This window comes from Staphylococcus agnetis (assembly GCF_011466855.1).
GTDB lineage: Bacteria > Bacillota > Bacilli > Staphylococcales > Staphylococcaceae > Staphylococcus > Staphylococcus agnetis.
Genome location: NZ_CP045927.1, coordinates 1,323,114 through 1,340,300, shown reverse-complemented (window position 1 = coordinate 1,340,300; position 17,187 = coordinate 1,323,114). Strand labels below are relative to the sequence as shown.

Below are 17,187 nucleotides of genomic sequence, written 5' to 3'. Positions count from 1 at the left end.
AATTTAAAGGGTTATAGAACGAAGAGAAGTAGGTGTTTAAATGTTATATAAAGTTATCGCTAAGGCATTAGATTACATTATTGTGAAACGACTAAACAATTTAGAGGTCGTTGGTTTAGACCATAAACCGAAAACTAACCGTTATGTTGTGACGTGTAATCATGAGAGTTATAATGAAATCGTTTTATTAGGCTTAGCGTTATTTCCAAATGAAATTCACTATATGGCAAAACAAGAATTATTTAAAACAAAATTAATGAATCGCTTTTTCACAGCTTTAAATGCCTTTCCAGTAAATAGAGACAATCCTGGTCCAAGCACGTTAAAGACTCCGGTGAAACTATTAAATGCGAACAAAACAGTAGGGATTTTCCCTTCAGGTCACCGTACTTCTGTTGAAGTACCTTTAAAGCGTGGAGCAGCAACGATTGCGATGCTGGGTAAAGCTCCTATTCTACCTGCCGCATACGTCGGTCCAACTAAAATTTTACACATGTTCACGAAAAAGGCCTATATTAAATTTGGTGAACCTATCGATACGACGGCGATTCCTAAAGATTTAAAGCGTCAAGAAAAAGTGGATTATATTACAACACTTTTGACTGAGCGTACGCGTACATTACAAAAAGAATTAAATGACTACGTCAACGCTAAATAATGGTTATGAAGAGCAGTGTTATTATAAAAATTACCATGTTTTACGGTATTTATAATTAACTTGCTCTCTTTTTATGTTATAGTTACTTTATCTGAAAATTCTGGTTATGGAGGTTGCTGAATGGATAAAGTTATTTTATTTGATGTGGATGGTGTATTTTTAGATGAGGGAAGATGTTTTGACGTCTCAGCGTTAGCAGTGTATGAATTATTATTCGACAAAGCATATTTAAACTTAAATCCTAAAATTGATTTATCTCAAATAAAAGATTCACAAATTCAAGCAATACGAAAAGAAATTTTTGAAGGGGATCTCATACTCAATCAATTAAAATCTCTTGGTGTAAACTCTAATTGGGATATGTTATTTATAGTATTTTCAATTCACTTTATTCAATTATTAAAGCAATTACCTAAAGAGATGCAAGTGACATTTTTAGAATCTAAGGTCATTACACAAACACAGTTGCAAAATTTGGGGCAGCATGTGACGCATAAAAGAATCGATTATGCGGAACCATTAGACTTTTTAAAAAATGTTGAAAATGGAAAAGATACGCTTTACCGTGCACTCATGTCTTATGCTGAAACGCATTTGGAATACGAAAACACAACGCTTTTTGATATTCAAAGTCCTTTATGGCAATTTGCACAATCTATTTATCAAGAGTGGTATTTAGGATGTTCTCTTTTTGAAGAAATTGAACAATTACCTGCAAAATCGGATTTTAAACAAGGCTACATTTATAACGAGAAAGTTATTGTGCCGGTTGAAGACATAAAGTCTTTATTAAATACCTTAAAATCAGAAGGGTATCGTATTGGTATAGCGACGGGTCGTACGCGTCCAGAGACATTAATTCCTTTTGAGGCTTTAGGATTATTAACACATTTTGATACGTATTATATTGGAACAGCAAGTGAAGTACTAGAGGTTGAATCGGAATATCCAGAACAAAAACCATTAGGTAAACCGAACCCATTTACATATCTTGTTGCTTATTATGGAAATGATAAGAATCGTTATTATGATTATGCAACCCATCAAACGCATTGTGTCGATAAGAAACAAGTTATTATAGTTGGAGATTCGTTAGCAGATTTACTCTGTGCGAAAACAATTAATGCGACATTTATTGGAACTTTAACAGGTTTAAAAGGGAAAGAGGCACGTAAAGAATTAGAAGCACATGATGCGGACTATACCGTTAATCATGTTCTAGATATTAAAGATATCGTGTTAAATCATCATTGAATATGAATGCTTAACTAAATTTTAAATGATAAAAGCTAGATGAAGGTCGGCGTTTCACAATGCGTCAATGACCTTATCTAGCTTTTTAGTTATTGTTTCAAAGTAACTGGTGTAACGGAATGGAAACCGTCTATATTTAATAAGTCATCCTCTACAGCTTGATGGATAGGGTTATCGATAGACAATATCATCATTGCTTTACCACCAATATGTGTACGGCCTAAATGCATTGATGCAATATTCACGTCATATTCACCAAGTATTTGACCAGTTTTTCCAACGATACCGGGTCGATCATGATGATGAATGACGAGCTGGTATTGTTCAGGCTTGAAGTCAACAGGATAATCATTAATACGAACGATTCTAGGTCCGAATCCATTGAGGACAGTAGCACCTAATTTAACTCGGTCTCCTTTATTAATGAGTTCTAACTCAATATAGTTACTGAATCCTTTTTTACTTTTCGTTTTTTCAATTGTATAGGTTACATTTTGTTCATTTAAAAGAACAAGGGCATTAATTAAATTTACATGATCTCCCATATCTTGTTGTAATACACCCTTAACTAATGTTCGTGTAATTAAACTCGTGTCATCTAAAGCTAAATCCCCAGCATAAGTAATTTTTAGTTCACGAGGTGCTTTAGGCAATAATTGTATGCCCACTTGACCCGTCATTTTTGCAAGTTGGACAAATGGTTTTAATGCTTCATCGTCATTGAAAATGACACTCGGTGCATTGACTGCATGAGAAATATTTTGATGTAACAATATTTCAGCAATGTTTTCAGCAACAGAAACAGCCACTTTTTCTTGTGCTTCAATTGTAGATGCACCAAGATGTGGTGTCACAATAACTTTCGGATGACGTGTTAATGGCGAATCGGTTGCGGGTTCATTTTCAAAAACATCTAAGGCAGCGCCTGCGATTTGATTATTATTTAAGGCTTGCAATAACGCCGCTTCATCAATAATGCCACCCCGTGCTACATTAATAATCCTTAGGCTTGGTTTTGCTTGTTCAAAAAATGATGCACCAATAATCCCTTTAGTTTTGTCGGTTAATGGCGTATGTACAGTAACAAAGTCAGCATTTTGAGCAATTTCATCGACTGTAGCTCGAGTAAAATCAAGTTCTTTGGCTTTGTCTTCAGATAAATATGGATCATATGCCAATATTGACATACCAAAACTTTGAAGCCGTTTCGCAACACCAATACCAATTCGACCAGTTCCAATAATGCCTAATGTTTTTCGATAAAGCTCCGTTCCTCTAAAACGTTTTCGATCCCATTGGCCTTGAGATAATGATGCGTGTGCTTGAGGAATGTTGCGTGACATTGCGAGAATCATCGCAACAGAATGTTCAGTGGCAGATATAGTGTTACCGTCGGGCGCATTAATCACAATGATGCCTTGTTTCGTCGCATAGTCTAGGTCGATATTATCAACTCCTACACCAGCGCGTGCCACGACTTTTAACTGCGTAGCTGCTTTCAAGATCGCTTCTGTAACTTGAGTTTGGCTACGGACAATTAATGCATGATATTCAGGAATGCGTTCAATAAGTTCGGCTTCAGTTAATCCTGTTTGGTGGACGACATTAAAACGTGTATCTTCTGTAAGTGATTTTAAGCCATCTTCAGAAATTGGGTCTGCGACAAGTACTTTATATAACATCTTTTAAAACCTCCATAAATGCTGTAGTCCCTTTTCCAACTAAAGATGTTTGTCTATGTTTAGTTAAAATGAGCTCTAAAGCTGCGATAAATGATAATAATGTAAAAGGTGATACATCTGCCATATGTCCTACACGTAAAATCTGTCCTTTCAAGTATCCTTGACCTCCGGCAATTGTAATATTAAACTGCGCTTTGAGTTCATTTTTAATCGTTTGAAGCTCCTCTTTATTTTTAGGGATGAAAGCAGTGACTGTGGGTGATGCCACAGCATCGTTAACAAGTAAATCAAGGTCAAGTGCTTTCAAAGCTGAACGGACAGCATCGCGTAATTGATAATGCTGTTGAATAACATTTTTTAGTCCTAATTCATTGACATTGCGCATATATGCATTGACACCACGGAACGCAGTAATGTTTGGCGTATAGGGTGTAGAGGACGCCTTTAAAGATTCATAATGTTTCGACAAATCTAAGTAAAATTTTGGTGTTTGATTTTGCTGAAAAGCTCTTAACGCGCGTTCATTATAAGCAACAAATGCAATTCCAGGAGGTAAACCCATCGCTTTTTGGCTACCTGATACTAAAACATCTATAGCGTCACGTTGCATATCAACATCAACTGCTCCAATACAACTGACGCCATCTACCACATAAAATAAAGCGTCATCTAATTGCTTTAATGCAACACCGAGTTCAGCAACGGGGTGTAATACTGCAGTAGATGTTTCACAAAATTGGGTGAATACAGCTTTGATGCGATGGTTGATATTTTTAATGAAATCAATTACAGCTTTTGTGTCGAAAGCTTCTCCCCAAGTCACATCAAAGACGTGAACGTTTGAATAATAGGTTTGAGCAATTTGTTTAAAGCGATTTCCGAAAGCACCAGAAACGATCACTACTATATGATCTTCAGCTTCAAGCAAATTCACCATACTTGCTTCTAGCGCGCTTGTACCACTGGAAGATAAAATCATAACATCATGTTGACTTCCAAAAACAACTTTAAGCGCTTGGAAGGCTTCCTTAGCAATCATTTCAAAGTCAGATGAACGATGTCCCACCATGGGTAAATTCATTTCAGCTTGGATTTGTGCAGTAACAGGAGTAGGGCCAGGTGTCAATAATGTGGGATGATTAAAATACATAAGAAACCTCCTTAAGTAAGATTTTTTAATTTTAACAAATATTCTGATAAATTAACAGAAAAATTTCACGGAACTTTTTTCCAGTGAAATTAAATAATGATAGAGGGGTGGATGTGAATGGCTACATTTCCACGTATACTATTGGAGACCATACAATTGCGATCTGCTATATGAATTAATCGCTCTAATCTTTGATTAAGTTGATCTTTAGTTTCAACATTTTGAACGTAGATGTTGACATTGTGTGTAATATTTTCCATTGAAAACTTGTGATTTTTATATGAAGCAGTACCTACAGAGTTGACATCTAAAGCTATCACGTCTATACGAGCGCGTTCTAATGTTGCTGCTAATGATAGTGTAAAACAACTACCAGCAGCACTAATTAATAGCTCGTCAGGATTAGTACCCACACCAACACCACCCAAAGCGTTCGGGATTGAAAATGGTGCATGAATGACATCGCCTTCAAGTTGTCCTACATGATCTTTACCACTTCGCCATTTCAAATGTACTTTAAAAGCATGTTGAGTCATTTTACTTCACTCCTACTGGGATTATGATAAGTTAAGTGTAGTAGAATTTTGTATTATTTGAAAGGATGTTTCTCTAATGAAATTGAGTAAACCATTTAAAGCGTTTAAAATCGTTGCGCATCGGGGTTTAGCAGAAAAATACCCGGAAAATACGAAGCTTGCATATCAAGCAGCACTAGGAAGACATATCGACATGTTAGAAATTGATTTACATATGACTAAAGATGGTGCGCTCGTTGCAATTCACGATGAAACGATTGATCGCACATCTAATGGAAAAGGGGAAATTAAAGAACTTACTTTAGATGAATTACGTACATATGATTTTGGGAGTTGGAAAGCACCCTACCAACATGAAGAGATTATGACTTTCGATGAAGTTTTAACACTTTGTAAAAATTATTCTAAAATGCTTTTAATTGAAATTAAAACGCCAAAGAAATATCCAGGGATTGAAGAGGCAGTCATTCAGAAGATTAAAAACCAGCAATTTCCGCATCATCGTATCATTATTCAATCTTTTGATATGAAATCTATTCAACGGATTCATACGTTAACACCGTACATTAAGTTGGGCGTGTTAATAAGTAAACGTAAATATTGGTTAAAACAACCACCATTTAAAGATATTGCTCAATTTGCTGATTATGCTAATCCTAACTTTAAATTAGTCAATCCAAAATTTATTCAACGTGCACATCAAGAAGATTTAAAAGTAATGCCTTATACAGTTAATACAGTCGATGATGCAAAACATATGATGAAACTAGGTGTTGATGGACTCATTACAGATGCCCCGCACCGCTTATTTAAATTATAAAACAACGTATTAAAGGGATAATGATATCAAAGTTAATGCTATCATTATCCCATTTTAGATTGATCATTAATACGTACATCAATGTTTTTAAATAATTATGAGTGGAAGGCTACGTTATGTCGACGATTCTTAGGATTGCGACTTTAACTTTTGATATGCACCAATTGCGACTGCTAAATCAAAATAGGCAGCGCCTACACATTTAAAAACGGTAATATCATGATTTGACTCACGTAATATATCTTTATTGAGAACAACGGACTTCAAATCACCACTGACTTCATTAAATTGGAAAATGCGCTTTTCATGTGCTTCGATGAATTCTCCTGCTTCTTCAGTCACACCTTCAATGTCATCAAATACAATGTGTTGTGCTTTGGGAAATAGATGATAGTCTAATTCTTTCATTTCTGGTCTATATGAGCCGATCCCATTAATGTGTGTACCGGGTTTAACATCTTCTGCTTGAAATACAGGTGTCGTTGATTGAGTTTGGCAATTAATAATATCTGAGTGTTGAACTAATGTCTTTACCTGTTGAACAACTTCTACCTCTAAATCTGGAAAGTCTTTTAATATGCGGTTTTTGAATTGAATCGCTTTTGCTTCGGTACGGTTGAAAAGATAAACCTTTTCAATAGGTCGGACTTCTAAATTACCTAAAAGTTGCTCATATGCCATGCCTCCGGTGCCAATCATTCCTAATGTTTTACTATCTGTTCTACTCATGAATTTTGAAGCAATACCACTCAGTGCACCTGTACGTAAGCGTGTTAAATAACTTCCATCAAGACTAGCTAAGTGCTGACCTGTTGAAATATCAGTCAAAATAATATTTGCCTGTGTAGTGGGGCGATGATGTTCAGGGTTATTAGGTGTAATAGAAGTAATTTTTATAATACCAAGCGCTTTTCTTTTATGAATAGAGGGCATGTATAACATTGACTGTGCACCTTCACCGGTAGGAATCACGAGACGCTGAGTTTGAATCACTTGATCGATATCTTCAAATAAAGCTTCGATATCATGTATTGCATCTTTCATATGATATGCGGATTGAACCTCTTTTTCATCCCAAAACTTCATTAACATTCACTCCTTCACTTTTGATGATAGTATACGTAAAATCATTCAGAATGTAAAAGGGGATATAGAGGTTAAAACGCAAAAACACCACCATGCCATGCATGGTGGTGTCGTATACATATTAACGTGAGTAGTACTCAACGATTAATTGTTCATTGATTTCAGCTGGTAATTCGCTACGCTCAGGAAGACGAACGAAAGTACCTTTTAAGTTATCAGCGTCAAATTCTAAGTAATCTGGTACGAAATTGTTAATTTCGATTGATTCTTCGATGATTGCTAATTTTTGTGATTTTTCACGTACAGTAATCACTTGACCAGGTTTTAAAGTATATGATGGAATGTCAACACGTTTACCATCCACTTCAACATGACCGTGACCAACTAATTGACGTGCTTGACGACGTGTACGCGCTAAACCTAATGCGTAAACAACAGCGTCTAAACGACTAGCTAAAAGAATCATGAAGTTTTCACCGTGAACGCCACCTTGTTTACCAGCAGCTTCAAAAGTGTTACGGAATTGTCTTTCAGTCATTCCATATAAGTAACGTAATTTTTGTTTTTCACGTAATTGTAAACCATACTCAGATAATTTTTTACGTTGAGTTGGACCATGTTGTCCTGGTGCGTAAGGACGTTTTTCTAATTCTTTACCAGTACCTGATAATGAGATACCTAAACGACGAGATTTTTTCCAGCTTGAACCTCTGAATCGAGCCATAATTGACTCCTCCTTTTTCTTTTTTGTTGTTATGAAAAAACAAAAAAGAGTGTTAAATGCTCATAAGGATATGATATTTTATGTGTCTTCACCTCATAGCGCCGGTTACGTGACACGTCCGCTTTGGGAATACCATAGCGCCTCATAATATTTAACTGCTATTTTCGTTTTTCACACAAAGTCCATTTTACCACGGTCTTTTTAAAAGTCAAGAAGGATAATAATGATTAGAGATGTTTTTCTAAAATTTCTACAACTTTGATTAAGCCCAATTCATCCTCTTTATTAAACCGATCTTTAATAGGTGCATCAATATCTAACACGCCAATAATTTCCCCGTCTTTCTGAATCGGGATAACGATTTCTGATTGGCTATTTGCGTCACAAGCAATATGACCAGGAAACGCATTTACATCAGATACTCTTTGGACGGCATTTTGTTTCACAGCAGTGCCACAAACGCCGCTTCCTACTTTAATATGCACACATGCAGGTTTTCCTTGGAATGGACCTAAGATGAGTGCGTCATTTTTAATTAAATAAAATCCGACCCAATTAATTTGCTCTAAGCTTTCATTTAATAATGCAGAAGAATTGCTCAAATTCGCAATTAAATCCGTTTCACCAGTTAACAATGCGTCTAGTTGGCGAATTAAAATATCATAATTTGTATTAATCTCCATGATATGCCCATCTCCCTTAAAAATAATAAAATAATTATAGCCTTTTCAATTGTTCGGCGCAATTTAGACGCAATCTATGGTAAAATTTTAAAAAGTCTATCTTTATTAAAGATTTCATTTTAATGCGTTTAAGAATTACGTTATAATGAACTTATGTTTGTAGGAGGAGACGAAAGGACATGGCATTATATATTATATTAGCTATTATTATCATTATATTGGTCGGCATCGGTATCCTTTTTATGATGCGATCAAATAAAAGAACAATGATTCAAACTGCGGAAGATCGTAAAGTTAAATTGAACGACCTTACATATGATGAAAGCTTGCACAAATTAGAACGCTTAAATATGACAGGTCAAACAAAAGCTGAATACGATGCATTAAATGATTCTTGGAAATCATCTCTTAATGACTATTTAATGCCAGTTGATGAAAAAATCCATGAAGCGGAAGTGAATTTGGATAAATTTAAATTTTCACAGGCCGAAACGGATATCAAAGATGCACACGAAATGATGGATGCATATGAATCTAAACATCTTGAATTAACTGAAAAAGCGGACAAAGTACTTCAAATTCATAATGAAAGCAGTCAATTGTACGACCAAACGAAAGAAGAGCATCGTAAATTAAAACGAGAAGTATTAGCAAACCGCCATCAGTATGGTGAGGCAGCGGCGCCATTAGAAAAAGAAATTGAACAAGTGGAACCTGAACTTGCGCTATACGAAGAATTAAGAGAAGACGGTAATTATCGACAAGCACATCAACATATTAAAAATTTAAATGAAGATTTAACCTATTTAAATGAAGATATGAAAGAAATACCGGAACTTATCCGTGAAGCGCAAAAAGAATTACCAGGACAATTCCAAGATCTCAAATACGGTGTGCGTGATTTAAAGGTAGAAGGTTATGACCTCGATCATGTAAAAGTGGATAGTCAACTGCAGTCATTAAAGACGGAATTAAGTTTTGTAGAACCAATGATTAGTCGTCTAGAGTTAGATGAGGCGAATAAAAAGTTGGAAGATATTAATGCGCAATTAGACGAAATGTATGACTTGATTGAACATGAAGTGAAAGCGAAGAACGCTGTAGAAGAATCTAAAGAACGTATTACTGATGATTTATTCCATGCTAAAGATATGAATTACACATTGCAAACTGAAATAGAATATGGTCGCGAAAATTATTATATCAACGAAAGTGATATTCAAAGTGTACGCCAATTTGAAAATGAAATTCAAAATTTAATTTCAGTATACGATGAAATTTTAATGGAAATGGCCAAATCATCAGTACGATATAGTGAAGTTCAAGATAATTTAAAATATATTGAAGATCATGTCGACGTGATTAATGAAAAACAACAAAAACTGCAAAATCATTTAGTCTCGTTACGAGAAGATGAAGCAGAAGCGGAAGAACATATTTTACGTGTACAAAGTAAAAAAGAAGAAATTTATCGTCGCCTTCTCGCGTCAAACCTTACTAGCGTTCCAGAACGTTTTATCATATTAAAAAATGAAATTGATTATGAAGTGCGAGAAGTAAATGAACGCTTTAGTGAACGACCAATTAATGTTCAACATTTAAAAGATAAAGTGAATAAAGTGGTGCTTCAAATGAACAAGTTCGAAGATGAAGCGAATGATGTCTTAATCAATGCAGTGTATGCAGAAAAATTAATTCAATATGGTAACCGTTATCGCAAAGATTATCATGATTTAGATAAGAGTTTAAATGAAGCTGAACGCTTATTTAAAAACAATCGTTACAAACGTTCTAGTGAAATTTCAGCACAAGCTTTGGAACGTGTGGAGCCAGGAATTTCAGATACAATTGAACAAGAAGTTATGAAACAACAAACAACATAACATATGAGGTTAGAGGTGAAGCCCAAGGTTTCACCTCTACTTTATTGTTGAAAAATTTTTATTGACCTTCTAGGGTAATTTTAAGAAAATAGCTCTTGTGTGTATCATGTTAGTTGTAAAAGTGTAGTACAATAAAACTATTCAAATTTCAATCAAGGAGTTCTTGTATGATGTTATATTTTGACAATGCTGCGACAACCGTACCAGAAGCAGACGTGTTAAATAGCTATATGAAAGTTAATCAAAAATTTTTTTATAATCCTAATAGTCCACATGCAAAAGGTATTGAGGCTGCACGCCTTTTAGATGAAGCGCGTGCCCAAATTAAACAATCATTACAATTGAATGATGAAACCATTTTATTCACTAGTGGAGCAACAGAATCTAATAATATGGCATTAAAAGGGGCAGCATATCAAAAAAGGCCTTTTGGTAAAACAATCATAACATCTGTATTAGAGCACCCTTCAGTTTTAGAGGTGATGCGCCAACTAGAAGTAGAAGGTTTTACGTTGAAATATGTCAATGTGACAAAGCAGGGGCAAATAGATCTTGCTCATCTCAAATCACTTCTAGATAGTGACGTCATTTTAGTAACATGTATGCAAGTCAACAATATAATGGGTCAAACGCAACCCATCCAGGACATTGGACAATTGTTAGCAGACTATCCGAAAGTGCATTTTCATGTAGATGCTGTTCAAGCATTAGGTAAACAACCCATTTCAATGAGTGGAATAGATAGTTTAGCAATTAGTGGCCATAAATTTAATGGATTAAAAGGTCAAGGTTTATTAATTTTAAAAAACGCACATGCACTTCAACCTACTATACATGGTGGTGGGCAAGAATTAGGGTTACGTAGTGGAACGGTTAATCTTCCCAACAATGTCGCGCTAGCAAAAGCAGTGCGTTTAGCGATAAACAACCAAGAACAATTAGTGGCACATTTAAATCATATTAATCACAGTATTCGAACACGCCTTGAAAACTATCCTGGCATTGTGGTCAACTCACCTAAGAATGCGTCACCTCATATATTAAATATTAGTTTTCCGGGTGTACGTGGTGAGGTACTTGTTAATGCATTCTCAAAACGTGATGTTATGATTTCAACGACAAGTGCATGTTCTTCTAAACATGCAAAAATAAATGAAGTTTTAAATGCAATGCAGATAGACAAAACGAATATTTTAGGGAGTATTCGATTGTCATTTGATCATCACACGACTAATGAAGATGTGACATTGTTTTTTGAAAAGTTAAAAGAAGTATATCAAGAAGTAGAGGAGTTGCTAAGAAAATGATTTATGATCATCTTCTAGTTAGATATGGAGAATTAACATTAAAAGGGGCAAATCGTAAAACATTTGTCAGTCAATTACGTTCTAATGTAAAACGTGCGTTAATGCCTTTAAAAGGATATGAGGTTAAAGCAAATCGAGATCGTATGTATATAGAGCTTGATGAACAAGCAGATATCGATGAAATGATTTCACGTATCTCTAAAGTATACGGTGTCCATTCAATTAGTCCGGTTCTTAAAATTGAAAAAACAATGGATGCGATGTATGAACATGCACGTATATTTGCAAATGAATATCAACCAGGTGAAAGTTTTAAAATTGAAGTGAAACGTTCTGATAAACAATTCGAATATGAAACATTTGCGATTCAGCGAATGGTAGGTGGTGCGATTTTAAAACATAACGACGCGATACATGTAAATGTACGTCAGCCAGATCATGAAATTAAAATTGAAGTACGTTTAGATGCTGTTTATATGTATGATAAAGTGATTCCTGCCATAGGAGGCTTACCTGTAGGAACAGGGGGTAAAACGTTACTGATGTTGTCTGGAGGTATTGATTCTCCTGTGGCTGGCATGGAAGTTATGCGTCGTGGTGTGACAATTGAAGCAATTCATTTTCATAGCCCACCTTTTACAAGTGAAAAAGCTAAAGAAAAAGTCATTGAATTAACACGTATTATGGCCGAACGTGTAGGGACGATTAAATTGCATATCGTACCGTTTACAGAAGTACAAAAGCAAGTTCATAAAGTAGTTCATGAACGCTATACGATGACGTCAACACGTCGAATGATGATGCGTATAGCTGATAAAGTTGTACATCAAATTGGTGCCGATGCGATTGTGAATGGTGAAAATTTAGGACAAGTCGCAAGCCAAACGTTAAAGAGTATGTATGCAATTAATGCTGTCACTTCTACGCCAGTATTACGTCCCTTATTATCATTAGATAAAGAGGAAATCATTAACAAGGCGAAAGCGTTAGGCACTTTTGAAACATCTATACAACCATTTGAAGATTGTTGTACAATATTTACACCTAAAAATCCAGTAACGGAACCTCAGTTTGATAAAGTTATTAAATATGAATCAGGTTTTGATTTTGAACCGCTGATTGATGAAGCTGTAAAAAATATTGAAACATTAATTATCGATAAAAATTATCGCCTTCATGATGATAAACAAAATGAATGGGATGATGATTTATTTTAGTTTGAATAAGGGGTGAAGGGGATGGAGTTAGATTTAACATTAATTTTGATTGCAATCGGTTTAGCATTTCTAGCCGCTTTTATAGATGCTGTTGTTGGCGGTGGTGGTTTAATCTTAATTCCCGGTCTACTTGCATTAGGCCTTAATCCAGCGACAGCGCTCGGAACGAATAAAATGGCAAGTGCATTTGGTTCATTAACTAGTGCTTTTCGTTTTGTGCGTGCGAAGAAAGTAGATTTACCACTCGTTGGAAAACTATTTCCATTATCTTTTTTAGCAGCAGTCGGTGGTACGTCTTTAGCTGTTTTCTTACCCTCACATGTGCTCAAACCGCTTGTCATTATCATACTTACTGGCGTTTTAATATATACGTTGCTGAAAAAAGAGTGGGGGTCTGAACGTACGGTTTTAACGTTCACGCTCTTGAAATCAATCATCTTTATCCTATTAATTATGATAATAGGGTTTTATGATGGTTTTCTAGGAGGCGGCACGGGGTCATTTTTAATGTTTGCCCTACTTATCATGGGCTTTGACTTTTTAAGTGCAGCAGGAAATGCAAAAGTATTAAACTTCGCCTCAAACATAGGTTCGCTCTTCATGTTCATGTTTTTAGGACACGTCGATTACGTGCTCGGTTTAATTCTAGCGATAAGTTCGATATTAGGTTCTTATGCAGGAGCGCAATTTGCCATTCGTAAGGGCGTTAGTTATGTAAAGCTATTATTTGTCGTAGTTACATTAGTGCTCATCCTAAAAAATGCTTATGATTATGTGAACTTGTGGCTTTTCTAAATCTAGCAACTACCTTATGACAAGGTCTAAAGAATTGAGTGGTTCAGTCTACTCAATTCTTTTTGTTATATAAAAATGTGCGACAACAAGGTTTTTTAATAATGTTTTTCAAAACTATGAAATAAATGATAAAATAATTGGAAAGCATTATTGATTAAATTGAAAGGGAGTTTAGTATGTCTAAAAGAATTGTAGCAATCATATTAGCTGCGGTGATTGTATTTGGTGGTATTGTCATGAGTGTAGTGACAACATTGGCTTCAAATGTTTTTAATGGCAGTTTGAATGATCTCGATCAAGCACCTACATCCGTAGTTAAAAACGGAGATCCATCTCATCAAATTGCTGAGATTGTGGTTAAAGGTGAAATCTCGGGTGAATCATCAGGTGGTTTATTTGGTGGAGGTGAAGGTTATAATCATAAATCGGCGTTGAAACAACTTGAAACAATTAAAAAAGATGATTCTATTAAAGGGGTCTTATTAGTAGTCAATTCTCCGGGTGGAAGTACATATGAAAGTGATGAATTTTATCAAAAATTAAAAGAAGTTAAAGATAAGGGTAAAAAAATCTATGTTCAAATGGAAACACTTGCCGCTTCAGGGGGATATTATATTTCCATGCCAGCGGATAAAATTTACGCAGGTCCACAAACATTAACAGGTTCTATCGGTGTCATTATGAAAGCAAAGGATTATTCAGAGTTATTAAATAACCTTGGTATTAAAACCAATACGATTAAATCTGGCAATCATAAAGATATTTTGAGTCCAGAACGTGAAATGACCAATGAAGAACGTGAAATACTACAGTCTATAAATAAAGATAGTTTTGATCAATTTGTGAAAGTAATCAAAGAAGGACGTCATATGTCTGAAGAAAAAGTACGTAAACTTGCTGATGGCCGTATTTATAGCGCGCAACAAGCGAAAGCGAATCATTTAATTGATGAAATTGGATATAAAGAAGATGCGATAAAAGCGATGGGAAAAGAAATGAAAGTTAAAAACCCTCAAGTGATTACGTTTGATGAATCTCAACAAGGACTTGGCTCTATATTCGGAATGAAAGCGACATTAGAAAATATTCAAGCGAATTTCACTGAAATCAAACAAATTTTAAATAATAACTCGGACACGCGTCCAATGTATTTATATGAGGGGTAGGTGGTAAGCATGACAATCAATGAATACCATCATAATACATCAAATAATGTATATCATGCACATCCGCCTGCATCTACATTTTTGACGAAACATCAATATGAGTTAAATGCATTTTTCTATGCAGGATTTGGCCGTCGTTTTTTGAGTTATATCATAGACTTACTTATTTTATGGTCAGTGTTTAATATCATTTTGAACCCTATTTTAGTGTTTACAGGGGCAGATGAATTTAAATTGTGGATATCTTATTTTAGCCTTACACATATACTGAATGCATTATTATATTTCTTATATTTCGTCTTAATGACGAAATACTTCCAACAAACACTTGGAAAAATGATTTTAGGCATCAAGGTTTATCGTAAGGACTTAAAAAAGCCACTATGGTCTGACGTTATATTTAGAGAATGGATTGGTCGCATTATATCTAACATTCTACTCGGATTACCATATTTAGCAGTGTTTTTCACACCTAAACACATTGGTGTACATGATTATTTTGCAGATACAGTTGTGATTAAGAATAAATATTTAAAATATATTCAAGAAAACGAAGGTCTATGACGTGCGAAGTCATTACATAACTCGTATAATAAAATTGACTCGGATTTATTTAAGGAGGCAATACAGTTATGGCACAAATTACATTTAAACAAAATCCTGTTACATTGTTAGGTAACGAGGTGAATGTAGGGGATCAAGCTCCAGATTTCAAAGTCGTTGATCAAGCGCTACAACAAGTTACGTTATCTCAATTTGATGGGAAGAAAAAATTATTAAATGTGGTACCATCTCTTGACACAGGTGTTTGTGATCAACAAACACGTCAATTTAATGAACAAGCGAATGATGAAGATGGCTATGTTTTAACATTATCTCTAGATTTACCATTTGCTCAAAAAAGATGGTGTGCATCAAACGGCTTAGATAATGTCATCACGTTAAGTGACTACCAATCACATTCTTTTGGTAAGGCTTATGGCGTTTTAATGGATGAACTTCAATTACTTGCACGCTCAGTTTTTGTTTTAGATGAAAACAATAAAGTAGTATATAAAGAAATTGTATCTGAAGGTACAGATTTTCCAAATTTTGAAGCAGCATTAGACGCATATCGAAAATTATCATAGTCATTAAAAACGGGTATATTTGAAGTATCTGTTTTTGAAATATAAACAACTATTAATGTAATGCATTAAGGTTGATGTATTCGGGGCGAGGACGTTCAAGTCCCACCCCTTTATTTTTTGAAAGGAAGTAAACAATGACACAACCAACTTCAATTATGGAACAACTTTTTAAAAAGTTGGATGAGACTACGAAGCAACTGAACGATGAAAATGGTCAAAGTTTTATAGAGAATTTAGGTCTTTCGATGGAACAGTTGTATACTAAAGAACGTGATGTCTTAGAACAATCTACATTACAAGATCGACGCAAAGCATTTCAATTTGCTTATTTGAGCCAATTACAAAAAGAAGAGGTGCAAGCGAACCATCAAATTACACCAGATTCAATTGGTTTGATTTTAGGATATTTAATTTCTCAATTTGAAACTGATAGTGAGGCACTTCACATCGCAGACTTAGGTAGTGGAGCAGGGCACTTAAGTGCTACTGTAAACGAAGTCATGTCTGAGAAAACATTAATGCATCATTTGGTTGAAGTGGATCCAGTTTTATCGCGCTTAAGTATACATTTAGCTAATTTTCTTGAAATTCCTTTCGATGTCTATCCTCAAGATGCACTTATGCCATTACCTTTTGAGGAGGCAGATGTAGTGATTGGAGACCTACCAATCGGGTATTACCCAGTTGATGAACGTAGTCATGAAATGAAATTAGGTTTTAAAGAAGGTCACAGTTACGCGCATCATTTGTTTATTGAACAAGCGATAACAGCACTTAAACCATCAGGTTTTGCATTTTTAGTCGTACCACGTGCACTATTTGAAGATGCCAAAGTGAAACAGTTGCAAAATTTCATTGCAACAGAAACTGAAATGCAAGCTTTCCTTCATTTACCTAAAAATTTATTTAAAAATGAACGTGCACAAAAATCATTGCTCGTTTTACAAAAGAAAGCACAGGGTATTACCCATCCTGTCGAAGTTTTACTTGCAAATATTCCAGATTTAAAACAGCCACAAAACTTTCAAAATTTCTTAAGTGAATTAAATGAATGGATGCAAAAAAATCATCCAAAAAAATAATCTGTGTCACTCTT

At 35.0% G+C, this 17,187-nt stretch carries 17 protein-coding genes; 11 read left to right on the top strand and 6 right to left on the bottom strand.

The features are described 5' to 3' along the window. The first annotated feature begins 40 nt into the window (after positions 1–40). Complete coding sequence (locus tag GJE18_RS06635) at positions 41–658, top strand: lysophospholipid acyltransferase family protein (protein WP_107368648.1); 618 nt, start codon at positions 41–43, stop codon at positions 656–658. Between the two features lie 120 nt (positions 659–778). Continuing rightward, positions 779–1,912, top strand: a complete 1,134-nt coding sequence (locus tag GJE18_RS06630; RefSeq protein WP_060551253.1) for an HAD family hydrolase — start codon at positions 779–781, stop codon at positions 1,910–1,912. A gap of 89 nt (positions 1,913–2,001) precedes the next feature. Here the strand turns inward: GJE18_RS06630 and serA are convergent, their stop codons facing one another. The 3 genes from serA to GJE18_RS06615 form a co-directional block, all read right to left on the bottom strand. Next, positions 2,002–3,594 (bottom strand): phosphoglycerate dehydrogenase, encoded by a 1,593-nt coding sequence (serA, locus tag GJE18_RS06625; RefSeq protein WP_103345083.1) that lies wholly within the window; start codon positions 3,592–3,594, stop codon positions 2,002–2,004. Further along, positions 3,584–4,744, bottom strand: coding sequence for a pyridoxal-phosphate-dependent aminotransferase family protein (locus GJE18_RS06620; RefSeq protein WP_060551251.1), 1,161 nt, complete (start codon positions 4,742–4,744; stop codon positions 3,584–3,586). The genes serA and GJE18_RS06620 overlap by 11 nt, the downstream gene beginning before the upstream one ends. A gap of 89 nt (positions 4,745–4,833) precedes the next feature. Beyond that, positions 4,834–5,280, bottom strand: a complete 447-nt coding sequence (locus GJE18_RS06615) for an OsmC family protein (protein WP_060551250.1) — start codon at positions 5,278–5,280, stop codon at positions 4,834–4,836. A 76-nt stretch (positions 5,281–5,356) separates the two neighbouring features. Between GJE18_RS06615 and GJE18_RS06610 the strand changes: the two genes are divergently transcribed. Continuing rightward, the gene (locus tag GJE18_RS06610; protein ID WP_165886106.1) at positions 5,357–6,100 is read left to right on the top strand and encodes a glycerophosphodiester phosphodiesterase; all 744 of its coding nucleotides are present in this window, start codon (positions 5,357–5,359) and stop codon (positions 6,098–6,100) included. Between the two features lie 129 nt (positions 6,101–6,229). Here GJE18_RS06610 and GJE18_RS06605 read toward each other — a convergent pair whose 3' ends face one another. The 3 genes from GJE18_RS06605 to GJE18_RS06595 form a co-directional block, all read right to left on the bottom strand. Beyond that, positions 6,230–7,186, bottom strand: coding sequence for an ornithine cyclodeaminase family protein (locus tag GJE18_RS06605; protein ID WP_060551248.1), 957 nt, complete (start codon positions 7,184–7,186; stop codon positions 6,230–6,232). Positions 7,187–7,307: 121 nt separating this feature from the next. Then, complete coding sequence (gene rpsD / locus GJE18_RS06600) at positions 7,308–7,910, bottom strand: 30S ribosomal protein S4 (protein WP_037565542.1); 603 nt, start codon at positions 7,908–7,910, stop codon at positions 7,308–7,310. Between the two features lie 227 nt (positions 7,911–8,137). Next, positions 8,138–8,593 (bottom strand): GAF domain-containing protein, encoded by a 456-nt coding sequence (locus tag GJE18_RS06595; protein WP_107368649.1) that lies wholly within the window; start codon positions 8,591–8,593, stop codon positions 8,138–8,140. A gap of 179 nt (positions 8,594–8,772) precedes the next feature. Between GJE18_RS06595 and ezrA the strand changes: the two genes are divergently transcribed. The 8 genes from ezrA to GJE18_RS06555 all read left to right on the top strand — a co-directional run bounded on the left by ezrA (position 8,773) and on the right by GJE18_RS06555 (position 17,173). After that, a complete protein-coding gene (gene ezrA, locus GJE18_RS06590; RefSeq protein ID WP_103345314.1) occupies positions 8,773–10,476 on the top strand; it encodes a septation ring formation regulator EzrA in 1,704 nt (567 codons plus the stop codon). A 170-nt stretch (positions 10,477–10,646) separates the two neighbouring features. Then, positions 10,647–11,783, top strand: coding sequence for a cysteine desulfurase family protein (locus tag GJE18_RS06585; protein WP_060552486.1), 1,137 nt, complete (start codon positions 10,647–10,649; stop codon positions 11,781–11,783). Beyond that, a complete protein-coding gene (thiI, locus tag GJE18_RS06580; RefSeq protein WP_060551245.1) occupies positions 11,780–13,000 on the top strand; it encodes a tRNA uracil 4-sulfurtransferase ThiI in 1,221 nt (406 codons plus the stop codon). Before GJE18_RS06585 ends, thiI begins: the two co-directional genes overlap by 4 nt. Positions 13,001–13,021: 21 nt before the next feature. Continuing rightward, positions 13,022–13,795 carry a sulfite exporter TauE/SafE family protein gene (locus tag GJE18_RS06575; RefSeq protein ID WP_105995534.1) on the top strand — a complete coding sequence of 258 codons (774 nt, stop codon included), beginning with the start codon at positions 13,022–13,024 and terminating at the stop codon, positions 13,793–13,795. 176 nt (positions 13,796–13,971) lie between these two features. Continuing rightward, the gene (gene sppA, locus GJE18_RS06570; RefSeq protein ID WP_060551243.1) at positions 13,972–14,961 is read left to right on the top strand and encodes a signal peptide peptidase SppA; all 990 of its coding nucleotides are present in this window, start codon (positions 13,972–13,974) and stop codon (positions 14,959–14,961) included. Between the two features lie 9 nt (positions 14,962–14,970). Beyond that, entirely contained in the window at positions 14,971–15,525 is a 555-nt protein-coding gene (locus GJE18_RS06565; RefSeq protein WP_060551242.1) for an RDD family protein, read from the top strand. Positions 15,526–15,593: 68 nt separating this feature from the next. After that, the gene (tpx, locus tag GJE18_RS06560) at positions 15,594–16,091 is read left to right on the top strand and encodes a thiol peroxidase (RefSeq protein WP_037565535.1); all 498 of its coding nucleotides are present in this window, start codon (positions 15,594–15,596) and stop codon (positions 16,089–16,091) included. Between the two features lie 134 nt (positions 16,092–16,225). After that, positions 16,226–17,173 carry a class I SAM-dependent methyltransferase gene (locus GJE18_RS06555; protein WP_060551241.1) on the top strand — a complete coding sequence of 316 codons (948 nt, stop codon included), beginning with the start codon at positions 16,226–16,228 and terminating at the stop codon, positions 17,171–17,173. Positions 17,174–17,187 lie beyond the last annotated feature (14 nt).